Annotated in this window: 23 protein-coding genes; 8 read left to right on the forward strand and 15 right to left on the reverse strand. The window is 65.0% G+C overall.

Annotated features, from left to right (window positions below; translation table 11 throughout):
* Positions 1-15 precede the first annotated feature (15 nt).
* From ACSR1C_RS02955 to ACSR1C_RS02975, 5 genes are all read right to left on the reverse strand, one after another.
* Positions 16-453 (reverse strand): EF-hand domain-containing protein, encoded by a 438-nt coding sequence (locus tag ACSR1C_RS02955; protein WP_460257821.1) that lies wholly within the window; start codon positions 451-453, stop codon positions 16-18.
* Between the two features lie 10 nt (positions 454-463).
* Positions 464-814 carry a carboxymuconolactone decarboxylase family protein gene (locus tag ACSR1C_RS02960; protein ID WP_460257822.1) on the reverse strand — a complete coding sequence of 117 codons (351 nt, stop codon included), beginning with the start codon at positions 812-814 and terminating at the stop codon, positions 464-466.
* A gap of 86 nt (positions 815-900) precedes the next feature.
* Positions 901-1572 (reverse strand): DUF938 domain-containing protein, encoded by a 672-nt coding sequence (locus ACSR1C_RS02965; protein WP_460257823.1) that lies wholly within the window; start codon positions 1570-1572, stop codon positions 901-903.
* A complete protein-coding gene (locus ACSR1C_RS02970; RefSeq protein ID WP_460257824.1) occupies positions 1569-2648 on the reverse strand; it encodes an NAD(P)/FAD-dependent oxidoreductase in 1080 nt (359 codons plus the stop codon). Before ACSR1C_RS02970 ends, ACSR1C_RS02965 begins: the two co-directional genes overlap by 4 nt.
* Positions 2645-3592: an aldo/keto reductase gene (locus ACSR1C_RS02975; RefSeq protein WP_460257825.1), complete on the reverse strand. Its 948-nt coding sequence runs from the start codon at positions 3590-3592 to the stop codon at positions 2645-2647. The genes ACSR1C_RS02970 and ACSR1C_RS02975 overlap by 4 nt, the downstream gene beginning before the upstream one ends.
* A 127-nt stretch (positions 3593-3719) precedes the next feature.
* On the opposite strand from ACSR1C_RS02975, the gene ACSR1C_RS02980 reads away from it, so the two are divergent.
* Positions 3720-4136 (forward strand): CBS domain-containing protein, encoded by a 417-nt coding sequence (locus ACSR1C_RS02980; protein ID WP_460257826.1) that lies wholly within the window; start codon positions 3720-3722, stop codon positions 4134-4136.
* 46 nt (positions 4137-4182) lie between these two features.
* On the forward strand, positions 4183-5580 hold the full coding sequence (gene chrA / locus ACSR1C_RS02985; protein WP_460257827.1) for a chromate efflux transporter: 1398 nt from the start codon (positions 4183-4185) through the stop codon (positions 5578-5580).
* A 93-nt stretch (positions 5581-5673) separates the two neighbouring features.
* Here chrA and ACSR1C_RS02990 read toward each other — a convergent pair whose 3' ends face one another.
* From ACSR1C_RS02990 to xdhA, 7 genes are all read right to left on the reverse strand, one after another.
* Complete coding sequence (locus ACSR1C_RS02990) at positions 5674-6750, reverse strand: BMP family ABC transporter substrate-binding protein (RefSeq protein ID WP_460257828.1); 1077 nt, start codon at positions 6748-6750, stop codon at positions 5674-5676.
* Positions 6751-6804: 54 nt separating this feature from the next.
* Positions 6805-7737, reverse strand: a complete 933-nt coding sequence (locus ACSR1C_RS02995) for an ABC transporter permease (protein WP_460257829.1) — start codon at positions 7735-7737, stop codon at positions 6805-6807.
* On the reverse strand, positions 7737-8822 hold the full coding sequence (locus ACSR1C_RS03000) for an ABC transporter permease (protein ID WP_460257830.1): 1086 nt from the start codon (positions 8820-8822) through the stop codon (positions 7737-7739). Before ACSR1C_RS03000 ends, ACSR1C_RS02995 begins: the two co-directional genes overlap by 1 nt.
* A gap of 66 nt (positions 8823-8888) precedes the next feature.
* Positions 8889-10409, reverse strand: coding sequence for an ABC transporter ATP-binding protein (locus tag ACSR1C_RS03005; protein WP_460257831.1), 1521 nt, complete (start codon positions 10407-10409; stop codon positions 8889-8891).
* Positions 10406-11353 (reverse strand): xanthine dehydrogenase accessory protein XdhC, encoded by a 948-nt coding sequence (xdhC, locus tag ACSR1C_RS03010; protein WP_460257832.1) that lies wholly within the window; start codon positions 11351-11353, stop codon positions 10406-10408. The genes ACSR1C_RS03005 and xdhC overlap by 4 nt, the downstream gene beginning before the upstream one ends.
* On the reverse strand, positions 11350-13623 hold the full coding sequence (gene xdhB, locus ACSR1C_RS03015; protein ID WP_460257833.1) for a xanthine dehydrogenase molybdopterin binding subunit: 2274 nt from the start codon (positions 13621-13623) through the stop codon (positions 11350-11352). The genes xdhC and xdhB overlap by 4 nt, the downstream gene beginning before the upstream one ends.
* Positions 13620-15032 carry a xanthine dehydrogenase small subunit gene (gene xdhA, locus ACSR1C_RS03020; RefSeq protein WP_460257834.1) on the reverse strand — a complete coding sequence of 471 codons (1413 nt, stop codon included), beginning with the start codon at positions 15030-15032 and terminating at the stop codon, positions 13620-13622. Before xdhA ends, xdhB begins: the two co-directional genes overlap by 4 nt.
* Before the next feature lie 251 nt (positions 15033-15283).
* On the opposite strand from xdhA, the gene ACSR1C_RS03025 reads away from it, so the two are divergent.
* The 3 genes from ACSR1C_RS03025 to ACSR1C_RS03035 all read left to right on the forward strand — a co-directional run bounded on the left by ACSR1C_RS03025 (position 15284) and on the right by ACSR1C_RS03035 (position 19992).
* Entirely contained in the window at positions 15284-15658 is a 375-nt protein-coding gene (locus ACSR1C_RS03025; RefSeq protein WP_460257835.1) for a VOC family protein, read from the forward strand.
* Positions 15659-15667: 9 nt separating this feature from the next.
* Entirely contained in the window at positions 15668-19117 is a 3450-nt protein-coding gene (dnaE, locus tag ACSR1C_RS03030) for a DNA polymerase III subunit alpha (RefSeq protein ID WP_460257836.1), read from the forward strand.
* Positions 19118-19227: 110 nt separating this feature from the next.
* Complete coding sequence (locus ACSR1C_RS03035) at positions 19228-19992, forward strand: sulfite exporter TauE/SafE family protein (RefSeq protein WP_460257837.1); 765 nt, start codon at positions 19228-19230, stop codon at positions 19990-19992.
* 3 nt (positions 19993-19995) lie between these two features.
* Here the strand turns inward: ACSR1C_RS03035 and ACSR1C_RS03040 are convergent, their stop codons facing one another.
* Positions 19996-20205 carry a SlyX family protein gene (locus tag ACSR1C_RS03040; protein WP_460257838.1) on the reverse strand — a complete coding sequence of 70 codons (210 nt, stop codon included), beginning with the start codon at positions 20203-20205 and terminating at the stop codon, positions 19996-19998.
* A gap of 143 nt (positions 20206-20348) precedes the next feature.
* Here ACSR1C_RS03040 and hisS point away from each other — a divergent pair, with 143 nt between their 5' ends.
* The 3 genes from hisS to hisG are packed head-to-tail and all read left to right on the forward strand — an operon-like array spanning position 20349 to position 23652.
* The gene (gene hisS, locus ACSR1C_RS03045; protein WP_460257839.1) at positions 20349-21845 is read left to right on the forward strand and encodes a histidine--tRNA ligase; all 1497 of its coding nucleotides are present in this window, start codon (positions 20349-20351) and stop codon (positions 21843-21845) included.
* A complete protein-coding gene (locus tag ACSR1C_RS03050) occupies positions 21842-22957 on the forward strand; it encodes an ATP phosphoribosyltransferase regulatory subunit (protein WP_460257840.1) in 1116 nt (371 codons plus the stop codon). The genes hisS and ACSR1C_RS03050 overlap by 4 nt, the downstream gene beginning before the upstream one ends.
* Complete coding sequence (gene hisG / locus ACSR1C_RS03055; protein ID WP_460257841.1) at positions 22954-23652, forward strand: ATP phosphoribosyltransferase; 699 nt, start codon at positions 22954-22956, stop codon at positions 23650-23652. Before ACSR1C_RS03050 ends, hisG begins: the two co-directional genes overlap by 4 nt.
* Positions 23653-23729: 77 nt before the next feature.
* On the opposite strand, the gene ACSR1C_RS03060 is transcribed toward hisG, so the two are convergent.
* Together ACSR1C_RS03060 and ACSR1C_RS03065 are read right to left on the reverse strand one after the other, a co-directional pair.
* The gene (locus tag ACSR1C_RS03060) at positions 23730-24344 is read right to left on the reverse strand and encodes an outer membrane protein (protein WP_460257842.1); all 615 of its coding nucleotides are present in this window, start codon (positions 24342-24344) and stop codon (positions 23730-23732) included.
* 99 nt (positions 24345-24443) lie between these two features.
* Positions 24444-24875, reverse strand: coding sequence for a DUF1489 family protein (locus ACSR1C_RS03065; RefSeq protein ID WP_460257843.1), 432 nt, complete (start codon positions 24873-24875; stop codon positions 24444-24446).
* Between the last annotated feature and the right edge of the window lie 37 nt (positions 24876-24912).

Below are 24912 nucleotides of genomic sequence, written 5' to 3' on the forward strand. Positions count from 1 at the left end.
CTTCGGCCGTGCGGATCAGCCGCGCGGGCCGAAATCGTCGGTGGTCACGACCCCGTCGCCATTGCTGTCGATCATCGACAGCCAGTCGGCGGTATGGGCGATGAATTCATCCTGACTGACCTGCCCATCGCCATCGGTATCGTTGAAGATCAGCGACATGCCGTTCGCGGCCTGCTGCAGCGCCCGGTTGGCGCGGCCCTGGGCCATGGTCTGCATGTCATTGGCGCGGGCTTCGTCGAAGAACACATATTCCTCGGCCGAAAGCATGCCATCCTCATCCGCGTCGAAGGTATAGAACACATCGCCGCGCCGTTCCTCGGCCTCGGTCAGTGTCACCTGACCGTCGCCGTCCAGATCCCAGTTTTCGACGAAGTGAATCCCCGGCGCGCCCTGCGCCAGGGCGGGCGCGGATGCGAGGGCCGCAACCGCAACGGTCACAAACAGCGTCTTCATCGGACCCTCCCTATTCACCCTCTTTTTCCGCGACCAGTTCGTCATAGCATTCCATCGCCTTGGCGGCGTACATCATGGCCGGGCCGCCACCCATCTGCATCGCCATGGCCAGGACATCGCCGACCTCTTCGCGGCTGGCCCCGGCGCCGATCAGCGCCTCCATATGCAGCACGATGCAGGATTCGCAGCGCAGGGCGATGGCGATGCCAAGGGCCACGAATTCCTTTTCCTTGAAGTCCAGCGTTCCGCCCTCTTTCACCGCCTTGCCCAGCGCACCAAAGGCACGGGTGGCGTCGGGGATGGTTTTGTTGAGGCGGCGCAACTGGTTTTTGGTGTCGTCGCGTTTCTGGGTCCAGCTCATCTGATCACTCCTGTTCAATTCAGGGTCACCAAGATCAGCCCGTGGGCGATCCGGCCTTGATCCGGGTCAAAAAGATGAATGCGAACCTATGAATATTTCTTGCGGGCCAGAAATGTCAGGTTATTTGCCGGCATTTCAATCACATCGACGGGGGCAAAGCCCGCGCTGGCCAGGGCCGCCCGCACTGCGCCCACATCCTTGTAGCCTATATCGGGGTCCTGCGCGGCCAGTCTGGCGTGGAACGCCGCGTCGCCGTCCGACGCGAACCCGCTGTCGCGCCGGAACGGGCCATACAGAAACCACAGCCCGCCGGGGGCCAGCGCGCGGGCCGCTTCGGCCACGATCGCGTGCATTTCCTTTCCGCCGATCAGGTGCATCAGGTTGACCGTCACGATCAGGTCAAGCGGGCCATGCGTGGCGGCCCAGCCCGGTGCGGCGGCATCCATCAGCACCGGGGCGGCCAAGTTCGGCAGTGCGCCCTGGGCCGCCCAGGCGCGGATGCTGTCCATGTTTTCGGGGGCCAGATCGGTGGGTTGCCACATCAGGCCGGGGAATGCCGCGGCGAAGGCGCGGATATGCTGCCCGGTGCCCGAGGCGATTTCCAGCGCCCGGCCGGTTGCGGGGGCGTGTTGGTGCAACAAGTCCAGGATCGGGGCCAGGTTCCGCCCCGCCGAAGGGGCGAAGCGGCGGCCATCGCCGGTGATTTCGCTGGCCGCGACCGTATCGGGCAGGTGCAGCTTGCGCGGCGGCCGGGTCATCGGCGCAGCCGTGCGGGCGACAGCTGTGCCGCCAGATCGGCCCCCAGTTCGGGCGCGCGTCCGGCCACCAGATCGGCGGCAAGCTGGCTGGCGGCGGGGGCGGTCTGAAAGCCATAACCGCCCTGACCCGCGTGCCAGAAAAAGCCGGGGGTGTCAGGATCGAACCCGATCACCAGCGCCCGGTCCGGCGCGAAGGTCCGCAGCCCGGCCCAGCTTGTTTCCAGCCGGATGACGGGCTCGGTCACCATGGCCTCGTACCGCGCCAACCCCTCGGCCAGCACCATGTCGTCGGGCCAGGCGTCGAAGGGTTCCATCGGATCTTCCTCGGCGGGTGAGACCAGCAGCTTTCCGGCATCGGGCTTGGCGTACCAGCTTTCGCCGACGCCAAACATCATCGGCCAGTGCCGCAGATCGTGCCCGCCCGGCGCGGGCAGCCGCGCCATCGAGCGGCGGTACGGCGTGAAGCCCAGCGGCGCGACCCCGGCCATGGCCGCGATCTGATCGGCCCAGGCCCCGGCGGCGTTGACCAGAAGTGCCGCGCCGAACACGCCCTGCGTGGTCTGCACTTGCCAGTCCGCGCCTTGCCGCGTGATCGCGGTGACGCGCTGGCCGGTCAGCACCGCGCCGCCATTGTCCCGGATGTCCCGCGCGAAGTTCTGGATCAGACGGTCGGTGTCCAGATCCCAGGCATCGGATCTGTGCCCGGCCCGCGTCACGGTCTGCGGGTTCAGGATCGGCACCATGGCGCGCGCGTCGTCCAGCGACAGCTCGGCCAGTTCCATCTGGTCCAACTCGTCGGCGAATTGGGCATCCTGCCCGGCACCTGCCACCAGCATCAGCCCGCGCGGCGATGTCACGCCGCCGTTGGCGGTCATGTGATAGTCGCGGCTGGCGCGGTTCAGCGCGACGGTCGAGGGCAGGCCGTAGGTTTCCTCGAACATCGCGGCGGACCGGCCCGAGGCGTGGTAACCCAGCGCGGTTTCGCCCTCCAGCACGGTGACCTTGCCCAGATGCGACAGCCGGGCCCCGGCGGAAATGCCGGCGATCCCCCCGCCGATGACAATGATATCGCTCATAGGGTTTCCTCCAGCCGGTCGGTTGCGGGGGGCGGCGTTGGTGTCAGCGCGCTGACGCGGGCATACAGCGCCGCGTCCATGTCGAACCGCATCGCCGCCAGCGATGGGACAAGCTGCTCGACGTTGCGCGCCGACAGGATCGGGCCGGTGACGGCGGGGTTGTGCGCGACCCAGGCCACGGCCAGCGTCGCGGGGGCGATGCCCAGCTCGGCCCCCAGTGCGGCCAGCGCGGCGGCGGCGTCATGCATCCAGCCCTGACCGTAACGCGCCTTGTAACGGTCATCCTCTGCCAGGCGTCCCGCCCCGCCAGCGGCGTATTTCCCGGTCAGCAGCCCGCCACCCAGCGGTGAATAGGGCGCCACGTTGAACCCTTCGGAGGCGGCCATCGGCAGCAGCTCTACCTCGGCCTGACGTTTGACCAGATTATACATCGGCTGCAGGATCGAAACGCTCAGCCCGAACCCGGCGGCCACGCGCACGGCCTTCATCACCTGCCAGGCGGCAAAGTTGGACAGGCCGATATGGCCGATCTTGCCCGCGTCTTTCAGCGTGGCCAGCGCGGCGAAGCTTTCCTCCAGCGGGGTCGCGCCGTCCCAGCGGTGCAGATACAGGATATCGATGTAATCCATGCCCAGCCGGGTACGGCTTTCGTCGAATTCCCGCGCGATGGTGGTGCCGCCGCAGCCGCCCTGTTCCATCCCGGTCTTGGTGGCGATCACCAGCTTGTCGCGTTCAGGCGCCGCGAACTGGCCCAGCAGAGTTTCGGCGCGGCCTTCGTTATAGATATGGGCGGTGTCGAAAAAGCTGATCCCGGCATCGCGGCAGGCGTCATAAAGCGCGCGCGCGGTGGTTGCGTCGGCGGTGCCGCCGAATTGCATCGTGCCGAAGGAAAAGGCGCTGGCGGGGCTGCCGTCGGGGGCGGTCAGAGCGGGGGGGATGGGCATGGCGTACCTTCTGTGCGGATAGTCCAGACCTATCCGGCGTGGGGCGGCGGGGCAAGCGCGCGCCGGGCTGGGCAAACCGGATGTTTCTGGTACATCTGCGGGCATGACGGAATTGCCGGAGGGGCACATGCTTATCAAATCCATTCGCGACATCCTGGGCGGGCGGCCCCTGTTCCATGTCCCCACCGATACATCGGTGCGCGCGGCGTGCACGCTGATGGACGCCCGCAATATCGGCGCGGTGGCGGTGCTGGGCGCGGGCGGTGCGCTGGCCGGTATCCTGAGCGAGCGCGACGTGGTGCGCCGCGGCGTGGCACGGGGCCTGCCGCTGGACAGCACGCCGGTGGCGATGATCATGACGCCCGACCCGGTGACGGTGGATATCGACGAGGCCCTGAGCGAGGCGCTGGCCGCAAAGATCGGCGGCGCGTTCCGCCACCTGCCGGTAATGGACAACGGCGCGGTGGCGGGCATTCTATCGTTTCGCGAGATTCCCACCGAATACCGGATGATGTTCGAGCGGTTTCAGGACCTGACGCATTAGCGGGCCGAAGCCCGCGTTCCGATGCAAATCTTTGGGGAGAACGCTCTTGTCAGCGCCGAATGCCATTTACTGTAACAAACCCGAACCGCCCCATCCCGGTCTGGGCGCGGCCTTTCGGATCTGGGCGCGGGTGGGGCTGCTGAGTTTCGGCGGCCCGGCCGGTCAGATCGCCATGATGCACCGCATCCTTGTCGAAGAGCAGAAATGGCTGGGCGAGAAGCGGTTCCTGCACACGCTCAATTTCTGCATGCTTTTGCCGGGGCCCGAGGCGCAGCAGCTTGCCGTCTATATCGGCTGGCTGATGCACCGGACGCCGGGCGGGATCATCGCCGGGGTGCTGTTCGTTCTGCCGGGTTTGGTGACGATCATGGCGCTGAGCTGGGTCTATGCGCTTTATGGCGGCCTCGGCATCGTGGGCGCGCTGTTTTTCGGGCTGAAAGCGGCAGTGCTGGCCATCGTGCTGCAGGCGGTGATCCGGATCGGGGGCCGGGCGCTGCACAATCGGGTGATGCTGGGGATCGCTGCGGCCTCGTTCATTGCGATCTTTGGGTTCGATGTGCCCTTTCCGGCAATTATCGCCGCTGCGGGGCTGACTGGTTATCTTGGTGCGCGGGCGGGGCTGCGGGCGTTTCAGGGCAGCGGCGCGCACGGGGGCGTGGGCAAGGTGCAGGTCGCCGATGCCGACACGGTGTTGGGCGAGGAGGTCCCCGAGCATGTGCGCGTCAACCGCGCCTGGGTCTTTCGGATCGCGGCGATTTTCCTGACCCTTTGGCTGGCACCGACCGCGGTTTTGCTGCTGACGCTTGGCCCCGGCAACGTGTTTTCGGCCATCGCGCTGTTTTTCAGCAAGATGGCGGTGGTGACCTTTGGCGGGGCCTATGCGGTGCTGGCCTATGTCGGTCAGGAAGCCGTCAGCGGGTATGGCTGGCTTGCCCCGGGCGAGATGCTGGATGGGCTCGGCATGGCCGAGACGACGCCGGGGCCGCTGATCATCGTCACGCAATTCGTGGGGTTCATGGGCGCCTTTCGCGCACCCGGCGCGCTGTCGCCGCTGCTGGCGGGAACGCTGGGCGGTCTTTTGACCACATGGGTGACCTTCACGCCCTGTTTCCTGTGGATCTTCCTTGGTGCGCCTTTCATCGAACGGCTGCGCGACAACAGGGCGCTCAGTGCCGCGCTGGCTGCGATCACCGCTGCGGTGGTCGGGGTGATCCTGAACCTGGCGGTCTGGTTCGGGCTGCATGTGGTGTTCGATCAGGTCACGGGGGTTGCGGGTTACGGTCTGCAGATCGACCTGCCCGTGCTTGCCTCGGTCAATCCGGCTGCGGCCCTGCTGGTGGCGGCGGCAATCGTCGCGGTGTTCCGGTTCAGGCTGGGCACGGCCACCGTACTTGCCGGCTGCGCTGCTGCGGGGGTGCTGATCCATCTGGTCGGCGCGGCATGACCCCGGCGCGATATGGACCAAAAAAGCCGAGTGTCCCTAACAAAAAGGCCCGCGTGATGCGGGCCTTTGTCGTTTCGTGCCTGAACGCCGCGCTTATTGCGGGATGTCGCCGGTGATGCCTTCGACATAGAAGTTCATGCCGGCCAGCGTGCCGTCATCGGCCACTTCGCCTTCGGCCAGCCAGGGGGTGCCGTCCTGCTTGTTCAGCGGGCCGGTGAACGGGTGGTATTCCCCCGTTGCGATTGCGGTTTTCAGCGCCTCGGCCGCGGCGCGCACATCTTCGGGGATGACGCCGGAGAACGCACCGATGCCGACCATGCCGTCGCCGATGCCCTGCCAGGTGTTCACGCTTTCCCAGGTGCCGTCGATCACCGCCTGAACCCGGTCGATGTAATAGGGTGCCCATTCGTCGATGATCGACGAAATCCGCGGGGCGGGGGCGTATTCGGCCATGTCGGCCGCCTGGCCAAAGCCATAGCCGCCCGCCTTTTCAAGCACGGCCAGCGGCGCGGTGGAATCGGTATGGGCCAGAACCACGTCGACACCCTGATCCAGAAGCGCCTGCGTCGCGTCCGCCTCTTTCGCCGGGTCGAACCAGGTGTTGATCCAGATCACCGAAAGCTGAACATCCGGGTTGGCTTTTTTCGCATGGATATAGGTCGAATTGATGCCGCGAATGACCTCGGGGATGGGGAAGGAGGCGATATACCCGATCTTGTTCGATTTGGTCATCTTCCCGGCCAGGAACCCGGTCACGGCGCGGCCTTCGTAAAAGCGTGCCGAATAGACCGACACATTGTCGGCGGTCTTGTACCCGGTGGCGTGCTCGAACTTCACGTTGGGGAATTTCGACGCGACATTGATGGTGGGATCCATGTAGCCGAAGGAGGTGGTGAAAATCAGGTCGGCCCCGGACAGCGCCATCTGCGTCATCGTGCGTTCCGCGTCGGCACCTTCGGGCACGCTTTCCTGATAGACGAAATCGATCGCGTCGCCGAAATGCTCTTTCATCTTCAGCGCGGATTCGTGGTGGTGCTGGCTCCAGCCGCCATCGTTGCTCGGGCCGACATAGACGAAGCCGACCTTGATCTTGTCTTCGGCAAAGGCGGCACCGGCGGTCGCCAGGCCAAGCGCCATGGCCGAAGCGGCCAGCAGTGTTCTGCGTTTCATATGGTTTTCTCCCATGTAGGTGCGGGCGTTTCGCCCGGGTTGGCAGCTTTGCCTCTAGCTTGAGGCATGGAATACACGGCCCAGCGACGCAGGCGCGTTCAACGCGGTGCGGCTTCGGTCCGCGGACATGATGACCAGCACGATGATGGTTATCAGATAGGGGGACATCGACAAATACTCGGCCGGGATGGCCAGCCCGGCGGCCTGCAGGTTCAACTGCAGCACGGTGACCCCGCCGAACAGATAGGCGCCCAGCAGGACGCGCCCCGGCTTCCACGAGGCGAAGACGACGATGGCCAGCGCGATCCAGCCGGCCCCGGCGGTCATTCCGTTGGTCCACTGCGGCACCCGGATCAGCGACAGATAGGCCCCGCCCAGCCCGGCGCAGGCGCCGCCGAAGGCGATCGCCATCAGACGAATGCGGACAACCTTGTAGCCAAGCGCATGGGCCGCATCGTGGTTTTCCCCCACGGCGCGCAGGATCAGCCCCAGCCGCGAATAGCGCAGCATCGCCCAAAGCCCCGCCACCAGAACCAACGAGACATAGACGACCGGATCGTGCGAAAACAGCACCCGCCCCAATACCGGAATATCGGACAGCGGCCCCAGATCCAGCTTGGCGACGGGCGGCGGCTTCAGCCCGACATAGCCCTGGCCCAGCAGCGCCGACAGGCCCAGCCCGAACATGGTCAGCGCCAGCCCGGTTGCCACCTGATTGGACATCAGAACCTGGGTCAGAAAGCCGAAGACCAGCGAAATCAGTGCGCCCCCGGCCATGGCCGCCAGAAAGCCCAGCCCGGGGCTGCCGGTTTCCACAGCGATGGCAAAGCCGCAGATCGCGCCGGTGATCATCATCCCCTCGACGCCCAGATTCAGAACGCCGGCTTTTTCGACCACCAGCTCGCCCAGCGCGGCCAGCAGGATCGGCGTGGCCGCGACCATCAGCGAGGCGACAAGGATGACAGGGTTGATTGCGGACAGGTCCATCACGCGGCCTCCGATCTGCCGATGCGAATACGGAAATTGCTCAGCACATCCACGCCCAGCAGGAAAAACAGCAGCATCCCCTGAAACGCCTGAATGGCGGCGGCGGGCAGGCCCAGCATGAACTGTGCCAGATCGCCGCCGATATAGGTCAGCCCCATCAGCAGCCCGGCCAGCAGAATGCCCACCGGGTGCAGCCGGCCCAGAAAGGCCACGATGATCGCGGTAAAGCCGTATCCGGTATTGAAATCGATGCTGATCTGACCGGCCGGGCCGCTGACCTCGAACAGCCCCGCCAGCCCGGCCAGTGCCCCCGACGTGCCAAGGCAGAACAGGATCAGTGCATTCGGATTGACCCCGGCAAACCGCGCCGCGCGCGGGCTTTCGCCGGTCAGCCGGATCTGAAAGCCCAGAATATGCCGGTTTAGCAACACATAGGCCGCGATCACCGACACGAAGGCCGCAACCAGCCCCCAATGCATCCCCGTGCCCGCGATCAGTTCGGGATTCGCGGCGGTGGGATATTGCTGCAGATTGCGCGAGCCGGGAAAGCCGCCGCCCTCGGGGTTGCGCATCAGCCCCAGCGCCATCGAGGCCAGCAATTGCTCGGCCACATAGACCAGCAGCAACGACACCAGAATTTCATTGGTGCGAAAATGGGTCTTCAGCAGTGCGGGGATCATCGCCCAGGCCCAGCCGCCCAAAGCCCCGGCAAGCACCATCAGTGGAAACACATACCAGGCCTCAAGCGGATAGAAGGCCAGCCCGACGCCCGCGCCGCAGATCGCGCCGACGATATACTGCCCCTCGGCGCCGATGTTCCAGATGCCCGCGCGAAAGCCCAGCGACAGCCCGATCGCGATCAGGATCAGCGGCCCGGCCTTCACCAGAAGCTGCGGCCGCGAATAGCTGGCGAATTGCGCGTTGAACAGCGGATCCCAGAAAATCGTGCGGATCGCCTCGAACGGGTCCTTGCCCAGCAGGGCAAACAGCAAACCACCCGCCACCATGGTCAGGGCCACCGCCAGGATCGGGGTGGCCGCCGTCCAGAACCGCGATGGTGCGGGCCGTTTCTCCAGCCGGATCATCGCGCGCCCCCTGCTTGCGGCTTCTTTTTCGTGCAAATATCCCCGCCGGAGGCAAGAAAACTCTGTTCAGGTCTCGACATGGGCCACCTCCATGTCATGGGCGCCACCCATCATCAGGCCGATCTCTTCCATCGTCAGGCCGCGGCTGCGGCGGGCGGGCGACAGCCGCCCTTCGTTCAGCGCGGCGAAGCGGTCCGAAATCTCCATCAACTCGTCCAGATCCTGGCTGATCACGATCACCGCTGTGCCGTTTTCGGCCAGATCGAGGATCGATTGCCGGATTGCCGCGGCGGCGGCCGCATCGACGCCCCAGGTGGGCTGGTTCACCACCAGCACTTCGGGGCGCTGCAGCACCTCGCGCCCGATCACGAACTTCTGCAGATTGCCGCCCGAAAGTGAGCGCGCGGCATTGCCGGGGCCGGGGGTGCGCACGTCGAACTGGTGGATGATCTTTTCGGCAAAGGCCCGCGCGGCGGGCCATTTCAAAAAGCCGCGCGCGGCCAGCCCTTCGCGGATCGCGCCGGTCAGCAGGGCATTTTCGGTCAGGCTCATGTCGGGGGCGGCAGCATGACCCAGCCGTTCCTCGGGGGCGGTCAGCACGGCGATATGGCGGCGCGGGTTGGGGCCCATGTCGCCAATCGCCGCGCCGTGCAGTTTTATCGCACCCGCAGGCGCCAGCGCCTCGCCCGACAGGGCGGCCAGCAGCTCGTCCTGGCCGTTTCCGGCTACGCCACCGATGCCCAGAACCTCGCCCGAATGCAGGGTGAAACTAATATCCTTCAGCGAGGTGCCGAACGGATTGGCCGACCGGATCGACAGATCCATTACCTCCAGCACGACTTCGCCCGGGGCCGCCGCGGGCCGGCTGGGCGTGTGCAGCTTGCTGCCCACCATCATCTCGGCCAGTTCGGCGGCGGATTTTTCGCGTGGGCTGCAACTGTCGACCACGCGGCCCCGCCGCAGGATCGTGGCGTTGTCGCACAGCGCGCGGATTTCTTCCAGCTTGTGCGAGATATACAGGATCGCCGTCCCCTCGGCCGACAGTTTGCGCAGCGTGGTGAACAGGATTTCGACCTCCTGCGGGGTCAGAACGCTGGTCGGCTCGTCCATGATCAGCAGCTTGGGGTCCTGCAACAGGCAGCGGATGATTTCGACCCGCTGCCGCTCGCCCGCCGACAGATCGCCCACCATCCGGTCGGGATCAAGCGGCAGGCCATAGGTTTCGCTGACCGCGCGGATGCGCGCGGCAAGCTGGCGCTGCGGCGGCGGGTTTTCCATGCCCAGCGCGATGTTCTCGGCCACGTTCAGCGCGTCGAACAGTGAAAAATGCTGAAACACCATCGCCACGCCAGCGGCCCGGGCGGCGCGGGGTTCGGATGGCTCATAGGGCTGCCCGCGCAGCGTCATCCGGCCGCTGTCTGGCTTCACCAGCCCGTAGATCATCTTTACCAGTGTGGATTTTCCGGCGCCGTTTTCACCCAGCAGCGCGTGAACCTCGCCTTTGGAAATCTTGAAAGACACGTCATCATTGGCCACAACGCCGGGATAGGCCTTGGTCAGGCCCTCGATTGTTAAAAGAGTCGTCACCCCGCCGCGCCCCTTGCGCTTTTTGCCGCGTTTTCATGCGACAATAGCGTCGCGGCGACGCCCAGGGCAATGGCCTGGGGGTGTTTGCCAAGCTCAGGATGCCCAATCGGACAGCGGATGCACGAAATCCGGGCATCCGAATGGCCAAGCTGGGTCAGTCGTTTGCGGAACCGCGCCCATTTTGTGGTCGATCCGATCAGGCCCGCCCCCCCGAACCCATGGGTCAGAACCTGGTGGCACAGATCCAGGTCCAGCGCATGAGAATAGGTCAGGATCAGGTGCTGCGCGTCGACCGGGGCGAAGCGGACCAGATCGGCGGGGTTGGCCGCGATCAGGCGAGTAACATTATCGGGGACCGCATCGGGAAAGCGTTCGGGGCCGGTATCGACCCAGGTGATCGCGAAATCGGGCAGCGGCGACAGGGTGGCGACCAGCGCCCGACCCACATGCCCGGCACCATAGATCCAAAGCGGCGTGGCGGTGGGCATGACGGGTTCAATCATCCAGCCCTGCACAAGCTGCGGTCGGGGCGGCTGGCCTGCGTTGCGCAGGTCGGCCAGCGCCCGCCGGACCGGCAAGGGCGGCGTGGCGGGGCCGTCGATGTTGCGGGCAAAGACATGGTCCGGCACGGTGTTCAGCGTGGCGGCATCGAACACCTCGCTGACCAACGTCACCGCCCCACCGCAGCATTGCCCCATCGCGGGACCCAGCGCGATCCGGTCCAGCCGGGCGGCGCGCCTGTCGGCCAGCATCCCGCGTGCGGTTTTTGCGGCCTCGAATTCCAGGGCGCCGCCGCCGATCGTGCCCGATTGCCCGTCGGCCCAGACAAGCATCGCGGCGCCAACCTCGCGCGGGGCGGAACCGTCGACATGGGCCACGACCACACGCACAATGCGGTCCCGTGCCGCCACGGCCCGGGTCACGGCCTCGCGGTCAAAACTCACGCACGCACCATTTGAACGGCGTTCAAGATGCGCTCTGCCGTCGCGGGGGCATCCAGCGCGGGATAGGCCGGGCCACAGCCGGCGACCGCGTCCGACAGTGCCATCAGCGCCGAAATGCCCAGCATGAAGGGCGGCTCGCCCACCGCCTTGGAGCGATAGATCGTTTCCTCGACATTCCGGGCCTTGTCCCACAGCGCCACGTTGAAGATATCGGGCCGGTCGGAACAGGCGGGGATCTTGTAGGTCGAGGGCGCATGGGTGCGCAGCCGCCCCTTGGCGTCCCAGATCAGCTCTTCGGTGGTCAGCCAGCCCGCGCCCTGCACGAACCCGCCTTCGACCTGTCCGATATCCAGCGCCGGGTTCAACGAGGCGCCGGCGTCATGCAGGATATCGGTGCGCAGGATCCGGTTCTCGCCGGTCAGCGTGTCGATCACCACCTCGGTCACCGCCGCGCCATAGGCGAAATAGAAGAACGGCCGCCCGCGCCCGGCAATCCGGTCCCACGCCAGTTTCGGCGTCTTGTAGAAGCCGGTGGCCGACAGCGGCACCCGCGCCTGATAGGCGCTGGTCGCGGCGGCGGCGAATGTCATTTCGTCATCGCCGACGAATACCTTGCCGCCCTCGAAATGCACCCGGCGCGGGTCGGTCTGATGGGTCTGGGCCAGATGTTCGGCGATCCGGTCACGGATCGTGTCGCAGGCGGCCTTCACCGCCATTCCGTTCAGATCCGACCCCGAAGACGCCGCCGTGGCCGAGGTGTTGGGCACCTTGGCGGTATCGGTCGCGGTGATTTTTACCGTCTCGACCCCGACCCCGAAACAGGAGGCCGCGACCTGTGCCACCTTTTGAAACAGGCCTTGCCCCATCTCGGTGCCGCCATGGTTCAGGTGAATCGATCCGTCCTGATAGACATGCACCAGCGCGCCCGCCTGATTGAGATGGGTCAGCGTGAAGGAGATGCCGAACTTGACCGGGGTCAGCGCGATCCCCTTTTTCAAGATCGGGTTGGCGGCGTTCCAGTCCGCAATCGCGGCGCGGCGGGCGTGGTAATCGGCGGTGTCGATCAGCGCCTCGGTCATTTCGTCCAGCACGAAATCCTCGACCACCATGTGATAGGGTGTCTTTTGCCCGTTGCGGTAGAAATTCGCGCGCCGCACTTCAAGCGGGTCCTTGCCCAACTCATGCGCAATGTGGTCCAGCACCCGTTCGATTCCGACCATGCCTTGCGGTCCGCCGAAGCCGCGAAAGGCGGTGGCCGATTGGGTGTGGGTCTTCAGCCGGTGGCTTTCGATCCGGGCATGGGGCAGGTAATAGGCGTTGTCGGCATGCAGCATCGCCCGGTCCGCCACCGGCAGCGACAGGTCTTGCGACCAGCCGCAGCGGGCATATTGAACAAAGTTCACACCAGCAATCTTGCCATCCTGATCCACACCTGCGCGATAGGCGATGCGAAAATCGTGACGCTTTCCGGTGATGGTCATGTCGTCATCGCGGTCATAGCGCATCTTGACGGGGCGGCCTGTCATCCGTGCCACCACGGCGCAGGACACGGCCAGTGCGTTGCCCTGACTTTCCTTGCCGCCAAAGCCGCCGCCCATCCGCCGCACCTCTACCCGAACGGCGTTCATGGAAAGGTTCAGGGCCTCGGCCACCTTATGTTGAATCTCGGTCGGGTGCTGGGTCGAGGAATGCACCAGCATGTCGCCACCTTCCAGCGGCACCGCCATTGCCGCCTGGCTTTCGAGATAGAAATGCTCCTGTCCACCGATGTCTATCACGCCCTCGACGATATGGGGGGCGCCGGCGATTGCCGCGTCGGCATCGCCGGTCTGATAGATCCGCGGCCCTTCCTCGAACCGGCTGTCGGCGGCCAATGCGTCGTCGATGGTCAGCAGCGCGGGCTGTTCGTCATAGGTGATGTCGCCCAGCCGCGCGGCCTTGCGCGCCGCAAGGTGGCTTTCGGCGACCACCAGGAACAGCGGCTGGCCAAGATAGAACACCTCGCCCTCGGCCAGCATGGGTTCGTCATGCGCCGAGGGCGAGGTATCGTTGGCGCCCGGCAGGTCCCATGCGGTCAGCACCGCCACCACGCCCGGCGCCGCGCGCACCGCGTCCAGATCCATCGACAGGATCGTGCCGCGTGCGATTTCCGACAGGCCGAAGGCCAGATGCAGTGCCTGTCCCGGTGTCGGGATGTCGTCGACATAGCGTGCCTGGCCGGTCACATGCAGTTGCGCCGCGTCATGGGGCAGCGGTTTGGTCACGCTCATGGCGTCACCTCCAGCACCCGTGCGGGCGCGCCCCGGTCTTCCAGGAAATACCGGGTCAGCAGGGCGCGGGCGGTGTTCAGGCGATAGTCGGCCGAGGCGCGCATGTCGCTCATCGGGGTGAAATCGCACGCCCATTCGGGCGCTGCGCGCGTGATCGCGTCTTCGTGCCAGGGCTGTCCGATCAGCGCCGCCTCGACATGGGTGGCGCGTTTCGGGATGCCGGCCATGCCGCCAAAGGCGATACGGGCGTCTGTCACCACCCCGTCCGCGACGGTGATGTTGAAACAGCCGCAGACGGCGGAAATGTCCTGATCGAACCGTTTGGTCAGCTTGTAGCATTTCAGCCGGTCCGGTTGACGCGGGATGCTGACCGCCGTGACGAATTCACCGGGGGCGCGGTCCTGTTTGCCATATTCGAGGAAGAAATCCTCAAGCGCGATTGAACGACGTTCATCGCCTTTGCGCAGATGCAGTTGCGCGCCCAGTGCGATCAGCGCGGGCGGGCCGTCGCCGATGGGCGAGCCATTGGCGATATTGCCGCCGATCGTCGCCGCGTTGCGCACCTGAGTCGATCCGTAGCGGCGGATCAGTTCGGCGAAGTCGGGGTGGTGACCGGCCATCAGCGCCCCCAGATCGGTGATCGTGACCCCGGCGCCGATACGGATTTCGGTGTCGGTCACCAAGACCTGTTGCAAATCCATGCAGCCACCCAGAAACGCCACCGGCGACAGATCGCGCAACTCTTTCGTGACCCAAAGCCCCACATCCGTGGCGCCCGCGATCAGCGTGGCGCCAGGGTTCTGTTGATACCACGCGGCCAACTGGTCGCTGGTTTCGGGGCGGCAGATGTCGGCGCCGATGGGGGGCTGTCTGCCCCCCACACCCCCCGAGGATATTTGTGCGGAAAAGAAGGCAGGATCGGTTTCCCGTTTCAGCCAGTCCGGCACGGGCTGATCCGCGGCGGCCCGTGCCGCACGGATGATCGGGGCATAGCCGGTGCAACGACACAGGTTGCCGGCCAGTTGATCGTCGTAATTCGTGGCGCCGTTCAAATGCGCGGTTGCCATCGACGCGATGAAACCCGGTGTGCAGAATCCGCATTGCGAGCCGTGATGCTCGATCATGGCTTGCTGGACCGGATGCAATGCGCCGTCCGGCCCGGCGATGCCTTCGACCGTGCGAACGGCCTTGCCGTGAAGCTGCGGCAGGAACAGGATGCAGGCGTTCAGGGCGCGCGCGCCCTGCGCATCGCTGACCATGACCGTGCAGGCGCCGCAATCGCCTTCGTTGCAGCCTTCCTTGGTCCCGGTCAGGCCGCGGCACTCGCGCAGCCAGTCAAGCAGGGTGCGGGTGTGCGGCTCATCGTTCACGCACATGGTCTCTCCGTTCAGAAGAAACGCGATTTCCATTCACGAAACCCGCCGCTTTCTTTGCGTCAGCCCCAAAGCGCCCCTGCCCGATGCGGCAGAAAGCAGGTGCGCGGGTTTTAGATGCCCAGCAAAACGGCAAATCGCGCGATTGGCAAGGCCACGACCCGCCTGATTGCCGTGTTCTGCGCCGGGTGGTCAAGAATTGGGCGCTGTGGCCAGTGGCGGGGCTTTGTCTGGCGGCTGGTGTGGGGATAGGGTGTAGTCGACCGCATCTGGCACGAGGGATCGGAATGAAACTTGCCGCGCTTCATCATGTTCAGCTTGCCATGCCCGCCGGCAAAGAGGCCGCGGCGCGCCGTTTCTATGGCGATGTGCTAGGTCTGGCTGAGCGCGCCAAGCCCCCGGTTCTGGCGGCCCGCGGTGGCGCGTGGTTCGAGGCCGAGCCGGTGCGGCTGCATCTGGGGGTCGAGGCAGATTTCCGCCCCGCGACAAAGGCCCACCCGGCGCTGGTGGTTGACGGGCTGACGGCGCTGGCCGCGCGGCTGGGCGAAGCGGGCTTTCCGGTGGTCTGGGACGATGACCTGCCCGGCTTTCGGCGATTTTATACCGCCGATCCCTTCGGCAACCGGATCGAGATGCTGGAACCCGACGCCGTGCCCGGATAGTTTGGCCGGATGAGCAGCGCACCCCGATTCATCCACCTTCGCCTTCACACCGAATATTCGCTTCTTGAGGGGGCGGTTCGGGTCAAGAAACTGCCAGACATGTGCAAAGCCGCGGGGATGCCGGCGGTGGCAGTGACCGACACCAACAACATGTTCGCGGCGCTGGAATTTTCCGTGGGCGCCAGTGGTGTCGGCATTCAGCCGATCATCGGGTGCCAGGTGGATCTGGCCTATGACCCGCCCGCGCCGGGCGAAAAGCCGCGCGTACCCGCGCCTGTGGTTCTGCTGGCGCAGAATGAGGCGGGGTATATGAACCTGATGAAGCTGAACTCGTGTCTTTATCTCGACACGGGGGGGCAGTTGCCGCAGGTGGCGGTGGCGGAACTGGCGCAGTATTCGGACGGGCTGATCTGCCTGACCGGCGGCCCCGAGGGACCGGTGGGCAAGCTGTTGCAGGCCGGGCAGCGCCCGAAGGCCGAGGCGCTGATGACCCGGCTGGCGGCGATCTATCCCGCCCGCCTTTATGTCGAGTTGCAACGCCATCCCGGCGAGGGCGGGCAGGTGACCGAGGCCGAGCAGGCGACCGAGCGCGGCCATGTGGAAATGGCCTATGCGATGGATCTGCCGCTGGTGGCCACCAATGACGTCTATTTCCCCAAGACGGACATGTACGAGGCGCACGACGCGCTGATCTGCATCGCCGAGGGGGCCTATGTCGATCAACAGGCACCGCGCCGCCGCCTGACCGCGCAGCATTATTTCAAATCGCCCGAGGAAATGGCCGCGCTGTTCGCCGACCTGCCCGAAGCGCTGGAAAACACTGTGGAAATCGCCCGCCGCTGTGCGGTGAAATCTGAACGGCGCGATCCGATCCTGCCGAAATTCGCCGATGACGAGGTCGAGGAGCTGCGCCGTCAGGCCAAGGCCGGGCTGGCGGCGCGGCTGGCGGTGATCCCCCACGCGGCCCCGGTCGAGGAATACGAGGCGCGGCTGGAATTCGAACTGGGTATTATCGAGGGCATGGGTTTTCCCGGCTATTTCCTGATCGTGGCCGATTTCATCAAATGGGCCAAGGATCACGATATTCCGGTGGGGCCGGGGCGGGGGTCGGGTGCCGGTTCGCTGGTGGCCTATGCGCTGACCATCACTGACCTTGATCCGCTGCGCTACAGCCTGCTGTTCGAACGCTTCCTGAACCCCGAGCGGGTGTCGATGCCCGACTTCGACATCGACTTTTGCATGGATCGCCGTGAAGAGGTGATCCAGTATGTGCAGGAGAAATACGGCCGCGAAAAAGTGGCGCAGATCATCACCTTCGGCGCGCTGCTGTCCAAGGCCGCTGTGCGCGATGTGGGGCGGGTGTTGCAGATGCCTTATGGCCAGGTGGATCGGCTGTCGAAGCTGATCCCGGTCGAGGGGGTAAAGCCCGTTTCCATCGCGCAGGCGCTGATCGACGAGCCCCGGCTGCGCGAAGAGGCCCGGAACGAGGAAGTGGTCGAACGCCTGCTGACCTATGGCCAGCAGGTCGAGGGGCTGCTCCGCAACGCCTCGACCCATGCTGCCGGTGTGGTGATCGGCGACCGCCCGCTGGATGAACTGGTGCCGCTGTATCAAGACCCGCGCTCCGACATGCCCGCCACCCAGTTCAACATGAAGTGGGTCGAGCAGGCCGGTCTGGTGAAGTTCGACTTTCTCGGGCTGAAAACCCTGACCGTCGTGCAAGGGGCGCTGAACCTGCTGAAACAGCGCGGCATCGACATTGATATCGGTCTGATCCCGCTGGATGACGAGCCCACCTATCGTCTGTATGCCAGCGCGAAAACGGTCGCCGTGTTCCAGGTTGAAAGCTCGGGCATGATGGACGCGCTGCGCCAGATGAAGCCCACCTGCATCGAGGATATCGTGGCCCTTGTGGCGCTGTACCGCCCCGGCCCGATGGAGAATATCCCGACCTATTGTCAGGTGAAGAACGGGCAGAAGGCGCTGGAATCGATCCACCCGCTGATCGACCATATCCTTGAGGAAACCCAGGGCATCATCGTTTATCAGGAACAGGTGATGCAGATCGCGCAGGAAATGGCGGGCTACAGTCTGGGCGGCGCTGACCTGCTGCGCCGCGCGATGGGCAAGAAGATTCAGGAGGCGATGGACGCCGAGCGCCCGAAGTTCGAAAAAGGGGCCGCCGAAAACGGTGTCGACAAGAAGAAGGCGACCGAGGTTTTCGACCTGCTGGAGAAATTCGCCAATTACGGCTTCAACAAATCCCACGCCGCCGCCTATGCGGTGGTCAGCTATCAGACCGGATATCTGAAGGCGAACTATCCGGTGGAATTCATGGCCGCCGTCATGAACTGCGATATCCACCTGACCGACAAGCTGAACACCTATGCCGAAGAGGTGCGCCGCGGCCTTGATATCGAGATCATCCCGCCTTGCGTCAACCGCTCGGGCGCGCTGTTCGGCGTGTCCGAGGGGCGGTTGGTCTACGGGCTGGGCGCGCTGAAGAATGTCGGCGTCGATGCGATGCGCCTGATCGAGGAGGGGCGCGACGGCAAAGCTTTTGCCACGCTTTACGATTTCGCCCGCCGGGTCGATCTGAAACGGATCGGCAAACGCCCGATGGAAATGCTGGCGCGGGCCGGGGCGTTCGATCAGCTTGATGCCAACCGCCGCCGGGTGTTCGACAGCCTGGATGCGTTGGTGAACTATTCCGCCGCCATTCATGAACAGCGTTCGTCAAATCAGGTCTCGCTGTTCGGCGAGGCGGGCGATGACCTGCCGGAACCGCGCCTGTCGCCGGTGGCCGACTGGCTGCCGAATGAGCGGCTGGCCGAAGAGCACAAGGCGATCGGGTTCTATCTGTCGGGTCATCCGCTGGACGACTACATGACCGCGCTGAGGCGCAAGAAGGTGATGACGCTGGAAGAGGTCGCCGCCAAGGCGCAGAATGGTCCGTTCATCGGCAAGCTGGCGGGCTCGGTTGCGGGCAAGCAGGAACGCAAATCGGCCAAGGGCAACCGCTTTGCCTTTGCCCAGCTTTCGGATCCGACCGGGCTGTATGAGGTCACGCTGTTTTCCGATGTACTCGAGGCATCGCGCGATTACCTGGAAACCGGGTCCAACGTGGTGCTGACGGTGAAGGCCGAGCTGGAAAGCGATCAGCTCAAGCTGTTGGCGCAGGCGATTCAGCCGATTGACAGCGTGGTGGCCGACGCGGGTTCGATGGGGCTGAAGATCTTTGTCGATGACGCGGGCGCGGTCAGTGCCGTGGCCGGGTTGCTGGACCGGGCAAAGGGCGAAAGCGGGATGCGCGGGCGCGGGCCGGTGCAGTTCTGCCTGATGGCGTCCGATCTGCCTGGCGAGGTTGAGGTGGCGTTACCCGATGATTATCCGGTGAACCCGCAGATCAAGGGTGCGATCAAGTCGCTGCCGGGGGTGATGATGGTGGAAGAGGTCTGAGCCCGCAGAGCCCTTGGCGCGGCCTTCGGTGCGATGCAACGCTCTTGCCGGTTGCCCGGATTCAATAGATTGATGGCGCGGTGAGTCTCTGGTGAAAGGCCCCTGCGGTCGTGGAAGAGTTTCTGCTGTTTGTTCTTGTCGGCTTTGTCGCGCAGCTTGCGGATGGGGCGCTTGGCATGGGGTTCGGTGTCATATCCTCGGCCATCCTTTTGGGGCAGGGCGTTACGCCCGCGCTGGTTTCGGCCTCCGTGAATGCCGCGAAGATCCCGACCGGGACGGTGGCGGCGCTGTCGCATCAGGCCAACCGCAACACCGATTGGCCGATGGCGCGCCGGCTGGCGGTATCGGGCATCGTCGGGGGGCTGGTCGGGGCGCTGGTCCTGTCGAACCTGAAGGGCGATCTGCTGAACCTGATGATCGCCAGCTACCTGTTGCTGATCGGCACGCTGATCATTCTGCGCGGTCTGCGGGGATCGGCGCCAAGGGTTCTGGGCACCACGCGTCTTGGCCTGATCGGCGGGGCGGGCGGCCTGGTCGAGGGGATCGGCGGTAGCTGGGGGCCGATCGTCAGCTCTGCGCTGCTGGGGGCAGGCGTCAACCCGCGCAACGCGATCGGCAGTTCCGCCTTTGCCGAACTTATGGTCTCTTTCGCGGTGTTCCTGACGCTTGGCGCGACATTCGCGGGCGGTATGTGGGGCGAGAATACGGATTGGTCCGACGTGGGCAGTTCGGTCGCCGGGCTGGTCGTCGGGGGGCTGCCCGCCGCGCTGATCGGCGGGCTTCTGGCGCGCCGGGTGCCCAAACGGCCGCTGACGGTCGCTGTCGGCATTCTGGCCTTCGGGATCGGGGTCCGGCGGATGCTGCTTCAGTTCTGAGCCCTACCAGTGCGGCGGCTTCTGATCGGCCAGCGGCACGGTGCCGCCCTGATCGAATTCGCGCTCGGCCTCACGCTCCATCAGCATCCGCACGCGGTTGGTCAGCAGCGCGATTTCGGTCGCCTGTGCCGCGACCACATCCGACAGATCGTCCACCGCTGCGGTCAGATGCGCGATCCGCTCTTCCAGAAGGGTCAGCCGGTTGTCGCTCATTGCAGGCTCCGATATGCGTGTTTGTCATATGGGACTCATATCGAACTCTCATGGAAATCACATGCCTGAATTCAGCCCCGCCTTGCCCCGCCGGTTCCCATCCGCTATGCCCCGCGCGAACCCGACGGAAGGGACGAAAAGCGATGGCCAAGGACAAGAAACCCCGGCGCCCCAAGGCGGAAACGCCCAAAGGCTTCCGCGATTATTTCGGCGCGGACGTGACCGAGCGCAAGCAAATGCTCGACGCGATTGCCGAGGTCTATCATCGCTATGGCTTCGATCCGCTGGAAACCTCGGCTGTGGAAACGGTTGAGGCGCTGGGCAAATACTTGCCCGATGTGGACCGCCCGAATGCCGGTGTCTTCGCCTGGCAGGAGGAGGACGGCGACTGGCTGGCGCTGCGCTATGACATGACCGCGCCGCTGGCCCGGGTCGCGGCGCAGTTCCGCAACGATCTGCCCACGCCCTACCGGCGCTATACGATGGGGCCGGTCTGGCGCAACGAAAAGCCGGGGCCGGGGCGGTTTCGCCAGTTCTATCAATGCGATGCCGACACGGTGGGCAGCGCGTCGGTGGCCGCCGATGCCGAGATCTGCGCGATGCTGTCGGACACGCTGGAGGCCGTGGGCATCCCGCGCGGCGACTACATCGTGCGGGTCAACAACCGCAAGGTTCTGAACGGGGTGATGGAGGTGGCGGGCGTGCTGGACCCGTCCGATCCCGACAAGTTTGCCCATGAGCGCGGCATCGTGATGCGCGCCATAGACAAGCTGGACCGGCTGGGCGAGACGGGCGTGCGCGCGCTGTTGGGGGCGGGCCGCAAGGACGAGTCGGGCGACTTTACCGACGGCGCCAATCTGAGTGCCGAACAGGCCGAAACCATCATGGGCTTCATGGCCGCCAAACGCGACAGCGGCGCCGCGACCTGTGCGCGGCTGGGTGAGTTGGTGCAGGGCTCGGATGTCGGCGTCGAAGGCGTGCAGGAGCTGGAAACCATCGCCGAGTTGCTGGCGGCCCAGGGCTATGGCCCCGAGCGGATCGAGATCGACCCAAGCGTCGTGCGCGGCCTGGGGTATTATACAGGCCCAGTGTTCGAGGCCGAACTGACCTTCGAAATCCTTGATGAAAAGGGTCGTCCGCGCCAATTCGGATCGGTTGCGGGCGGCGGGCGTTATGACGATCTGGTCAAGCGTTTCACCGGGCAGACGGTGCCGGGCACGGGCGTGTCGATCGGGGTGGATCGCCTGTTGGCGGCGCTGCGCGCCAAGGGCCGGATCGGCGGCACGATCCATGGCCCCGTTGTGGTGACCGTGATGGATCGCGACCGGATGACCGAATATCAGGCGATGGTCGGTGAACTGCGTTCAGCGGGCATCCGTGCCGAGGTCTATCTGGGCAATCCGAAGAATTTCGGTAACCAGCTGAAATATGCCGACAAGCGCAATTCGCCGGTCGCGGTCATTCAGGGCAGCGACGAGGCCGCGCGCGGCGTGGTGCAGATCAAGGATCTGATCCTGGGCGCCAAGATCGCCCAAAGCGCCAGCCTGGAGGAATGGAAGTCCCAGCCCGCGCAGTTCGAAGTGGCGCGTGGCGATCTGGTGGCCGAGATCCGCAGGATCATTGACGGGGCAGCGGAATGAACGCAGCGTCGAAAGCGGCGATCCGGGCCCAGGCAGAACGCCTGCTGGGGTTCTTTCAGGCCGCCGGCGGCCTGCCGGTCGAGGCCGCGATTCTGCAACCCGCCGACACGCTGCTGGATCTCTATGGCGAGGATATTCGCGCGCGGGCCTATATGACCTCGGACCCGCTGCGCGGCGAGATGATGCTGCGCCCGGATTTTACCGTGCCGGTGGTGCAGATGCATATGGCGGACGGCGCCGAGCCCGCGCGCTATACCTATATGGGCGAGGTGTTCCGCAAACAGGAGCACGAGCTTGGCCGCGCCAGCGAATATTTTCAGGTCGGCTATGAGGTGTTCGACCGCGCGGATCCCGAAGCCGCCGATGCCGAGGTTTTCGCGCTGTTCGCCGAGGTTCTGTCGCCGCTCGGGCTGCATGCCGCGACCGGTGATATCGGTATCCTGCTGGCCGCGATCGAGGGGCTGACAACGACCGACCGGCGCAAGGCCGCGCTGAAACGGCACCTGTGGCGGCCGCGCCGGTTTCGGGCGCTGCTGGATCTGTTCGGCGGTCGCACCCCGATGCCCGAGACGCGGACACGGCTTTTGAACCAGGTTCAGAAAAACGGCGCCAAGGCTGTCCTGGATCAGGCGGGCCCCGAAATCGGTTTGCGCAGCCGGGCCGAAGTCGCGGCCCGCATCACAGCGCTGGAAGAATCCGCCGCGACGCCGCCGTTGACCGGGGCGGAACTGGAAATCCTCGACCATATTCTGGGGCTGCGCGAAACCTCGACCAACGCGCTGGAACATCTGCGCGATGTCGCGGTCGATCTGCCCGATATCCTGCCCGCCGTCACCCGGTTTGAACGTCGGCTGGATGCGCTGGCGGGGCAGGGGGTCGATGTGGCGGCGCTGGATTTCGAGGCCAGCTATGGCCGCACGACGATGGAATATTACGACGGCTTCGTATTCGGCTTCTATGCCGAGTCCCGGCCCGATCTGCCGCCGGTCGCCACCGGCGGGCGCTATGACGCGCTGACGCGGGTTCTGGGCCAGGGCCGGTCGATCCCGGCGGTGGGCGGTGTAGTGCGCCCCGCGCAGGTGCTGATGCTGACGACGGAGGCGGGGCAATGACGCTGAAACTGGGCGTGCCCTCCAAGGGGCGGTTGATGGAAAAGACCTTCGACTGGTTCGCCGATCACGGTATCAGCCTGCGCCGCACCGGATCGGAACGCGAATATGCGGGCGCGGTCGAGGGGGTCGACGGAATCGAACTGGTGCTGCTGTCGGCCGGGGAAATCCCGCGCGAACTGGCCGCCGGGCGGATTCAGATGGGCGTGACCGGATCGGATCTGGTGCGCGAAAAGATCGCCGACTGGGAAGACAAGCTGCGCGAGCTGGAACCGATGGGCTTTGGCCATGCGGACCTGATCATCGCAGTGCCGAAATGCTGGGTCGATGTGGATACGCTGGACGATCTGGATGGGGCGGCGGCGGCGTTTCGCGCCACGCACGGATTCCGCCTGCGGATTGCCACCAAGTATCACCGATTGGTGCGGGATTTCCTGCGCGAGGCCGGCGTGGCCGACTATCAACTGGTGGACAGCCAAGGCGCAACCGAGGGCACGGTCAAGAACCTGACTGCCGAGGCGGTGGCCGACATCACCTCGACCGGCGAGACGCTGCGCGCCAACCATCTGAAGGCCCTAACGGATGGTTGTGTGCATCAAAGCCAGGCCACATTATTCCGAAGCCGCCGGGACGGCTGGAGCGACGAGATGCGAGCCACCTATGCCGTGCTGACGGCCCGTCTGGGGATCGAGGATTAACGCCCCGATCGCGGACGCTGTACTGCGGACCTTGCCCCCACAACCCATGTCGCCGGGGGCAAGGCCGAAGATACGCCTTAGAAGGACATCAGATACATCAGCCGGAGCGACACCGCCTGATAGTCGGGTTTGTACAGATCGGCGGGCTTTTCGCCGGTGTTTCCGAAATCGTCATAGATCAACTCGTAACGCAGCTTGCCCTTTTGCATCATGTGCTGAAGGCCAAGGCTGACCGTGACGCCGCTATTCACGCCATTGTCGGTGCTGCCGTCACCGGCGACCGCGCCCTTGCCCCACATCACGCCGTAGCCAAGTGTGGCAAACCCTTCCAACTGCGGGGTGAGATCAGTGCCGATCACGCCGCGAAGACGCAGCGTCGCGTCATGTTCGCAGTAATAGGGCCCATTGGCGAAGCCGTCGCCGCATTCCGTGCCCTGATAATCGAGATTGCCGTCCAAGGACATGTCGGCGTCAATTTCGGCACCATAGAAGAAGCGATCAGCCTCGGCGCGGTAACCCGCCGTCAGGGCCACCATCGGCAAGGCACCTTCGGAAGTGCCACCGAATTCGGCCTGAGATTCCATATCTGTCAGGCCAAAACCAAAACCGGCATAGAACCCCTCTTCGGCGTTCGCGGCTCCGGTAAGAAACAGTGCTGCAATGCATGTGCAGGTCGCCAACTTGGTGATCATCGATCATACTCCTGTTGAACTTGAAACCTGCCTTTATTTTATACGATTTCCGCGTTGGCGGGTATCCGTCCGGGCAAATTTACCTGCGTCGTGGCTGATCTAGCACACGCCGATTTCGGCCAGCGCGGCCATCAGATCTGGGGGCAGATCGGTATCTTGCGCGCGCGCGCCGGACAGGTCGCGGGGGCTGTCCTCGGGGGTCAGATAGCGCCAGCCTTGAAACGGGCGGCGCGGGATGCCTTCGGTACGGATCACGACCGGATCCAGTACGATGCCGCAACGCAGGATGCCGTCGTCGCCCCGGACCTCTTCCAGTGCGACGACCCGCTGACGGGCCAGAATCATCCCCTTGAACACCCAATAGAGCGAGCCGCCATTCAGCAGTTCGTCGGCGCGTTTCGGCCGCATGCGGGTGACATGGCGCGGCGGCGCGCCAGTTTGCGCCTGACGCTGGGCCTGCCAGTCGATCAGGTCTTCGACCTTTTCGGCGCCAACGCAGAGCTTTACGAGGTTGATATGCGATGTGGTCACGAATCCCCCAAGATCGTGTTGAAGTAAAGTGAGCCTA

This window comes from Actibacterium sp. D185-2 (genome assembly GCF_054954595.1).

Excerpts from the sequence above, each read along its gene's own strand:
- xdhB (WP_460257833.1), bottom strand. The coding sequence starts at position 13,623 with ATGAGCGTGACCAAACCGCTGCCCCATGACGCGGCGCAACTGCATGTG.
- ACSR1C_RS03060 (WP_460257842.1), bottom strand. The coding sequence starts at position 24,344 with ATGATCACCAAGTTGGCGACCTGCACATGCATTGCAGCACTGTTTCTT.
- ACSR1C_RS02960 (WP_460257822.1), bottom strand. The coding sequence starts at position 814 with ATGAGCTGGACCCAGAAACGCGACGACACCAAAAACCAGTTGCGCCGC.
- ACSR1C_RS02990 (WP_460257828.1), bottom strand. The coding sequence starts at position 6,750 with ATGAAACGCAGAACACTGCTGGCCGCTTCGGCCATGGCGCTTGGCCTG.
- ACSR1C_RS02955 (WP_460257821.1), bottom strand. The coding sequence starts at position 453 with ATGAAGACGCTGTTTGTGACCGTTGCGGTTGCGGCCCTCGCATCCGCG.
- dnaE (WP_460257836.1), top strand. The coding sequence starts at position 15,668 with ATGAGCAGCGCACCCCGATTCATCCACCTTCGCCTTCACACCGAATAT.
- ACSR1C_RS02975 (WP_460257825.1), bottom strand. The coding sequence starts at position 3,592 with ATGCCCATCCCCCCCGCTCTGACCGCCCCCGACGGCAGCCCCGCCAGC.
- ACSR1C_RS02970 (WP_460257824.1), bottom strand. The coding sequence starts at position 2,648 with ATGAGCGATATCATTGTCATCGGCGGGGGGATCGCCGGCATTTCCGCC.
- ACSR1C_RS02995 (WP_460257829.1), bottom strand. The coding sequence starts at position 7,737 with ATGGACCTGTCCGCAATCAACCCTGTCATCCTTGTCGCCTCGCTGATG.
- ACSR1C_RS03040 (WP_460257838.1), bottom strand. The coding sequence starts at position 20,205 with ATGAGCGACAACCGGCTGACCCTTCTGGAAGAGCGGATCGCGCATCTG.
- hisS (WP_460257839.1), top strand. The coding sequence starts at position 20,349 with ATGGCCAAGGACAAGAAACCCCGGCGCCCCAAGGCGGAAACGCCCAAA.
- ACSR1C_RS02980 (WP_460257826.1), top strand. The coding sequence starts at position 3,720 with ATGCTTATCAAATCCATTCGCGACATCCTGGGCGGGCGGCCCCTGTTC.
- xdhA (WP_460257834.1), bottom strand. The coding sequence starts at position 15,032 with ATGGAAATCGCGTTTCTTCTGAACGGAGAGACCATGTGCGTGAACGAT.
- ACSR1C_RS03025 (WP_460257835.1), top strand. The coding sequence starts at position 15,284 with ATGAAACTTGCCGCGCTTCATCATGTTCAGCTTGCCATGCCCGCCGGC.
- ACSR1C_RS03050 (WP_460257840.1), top strand. The coding sequence starts at position 21,842 with ATGAACGCAGCGTCGAAAGCGGCGATCCGGGCCCAGGCAGAACGCCTG.
- ACSR1C_RS03000 (WP_460257830.1), bottom strand. The coding sequence starts at position 8,822 with ATGATCCGGCTGGAGAAACGGCCCGCACCATCGCGGTTCTGGACGGCG.
- hisG (WP_460257841.1), top strand. The coding sequence starts at position 22,954 with ATGACGCTGAAACTGGGCGTGCCCTCCAAGGGGCGGTTGATGGAAAAG.
- ACSR1C_RS02965 (WP_460257823.1), bottom strand. The coding sequence starts at position 1,572 with ATGACCCGGCCGCCGCGCAAGCTGCACCTGCCCGATACGGTCGCGGCC.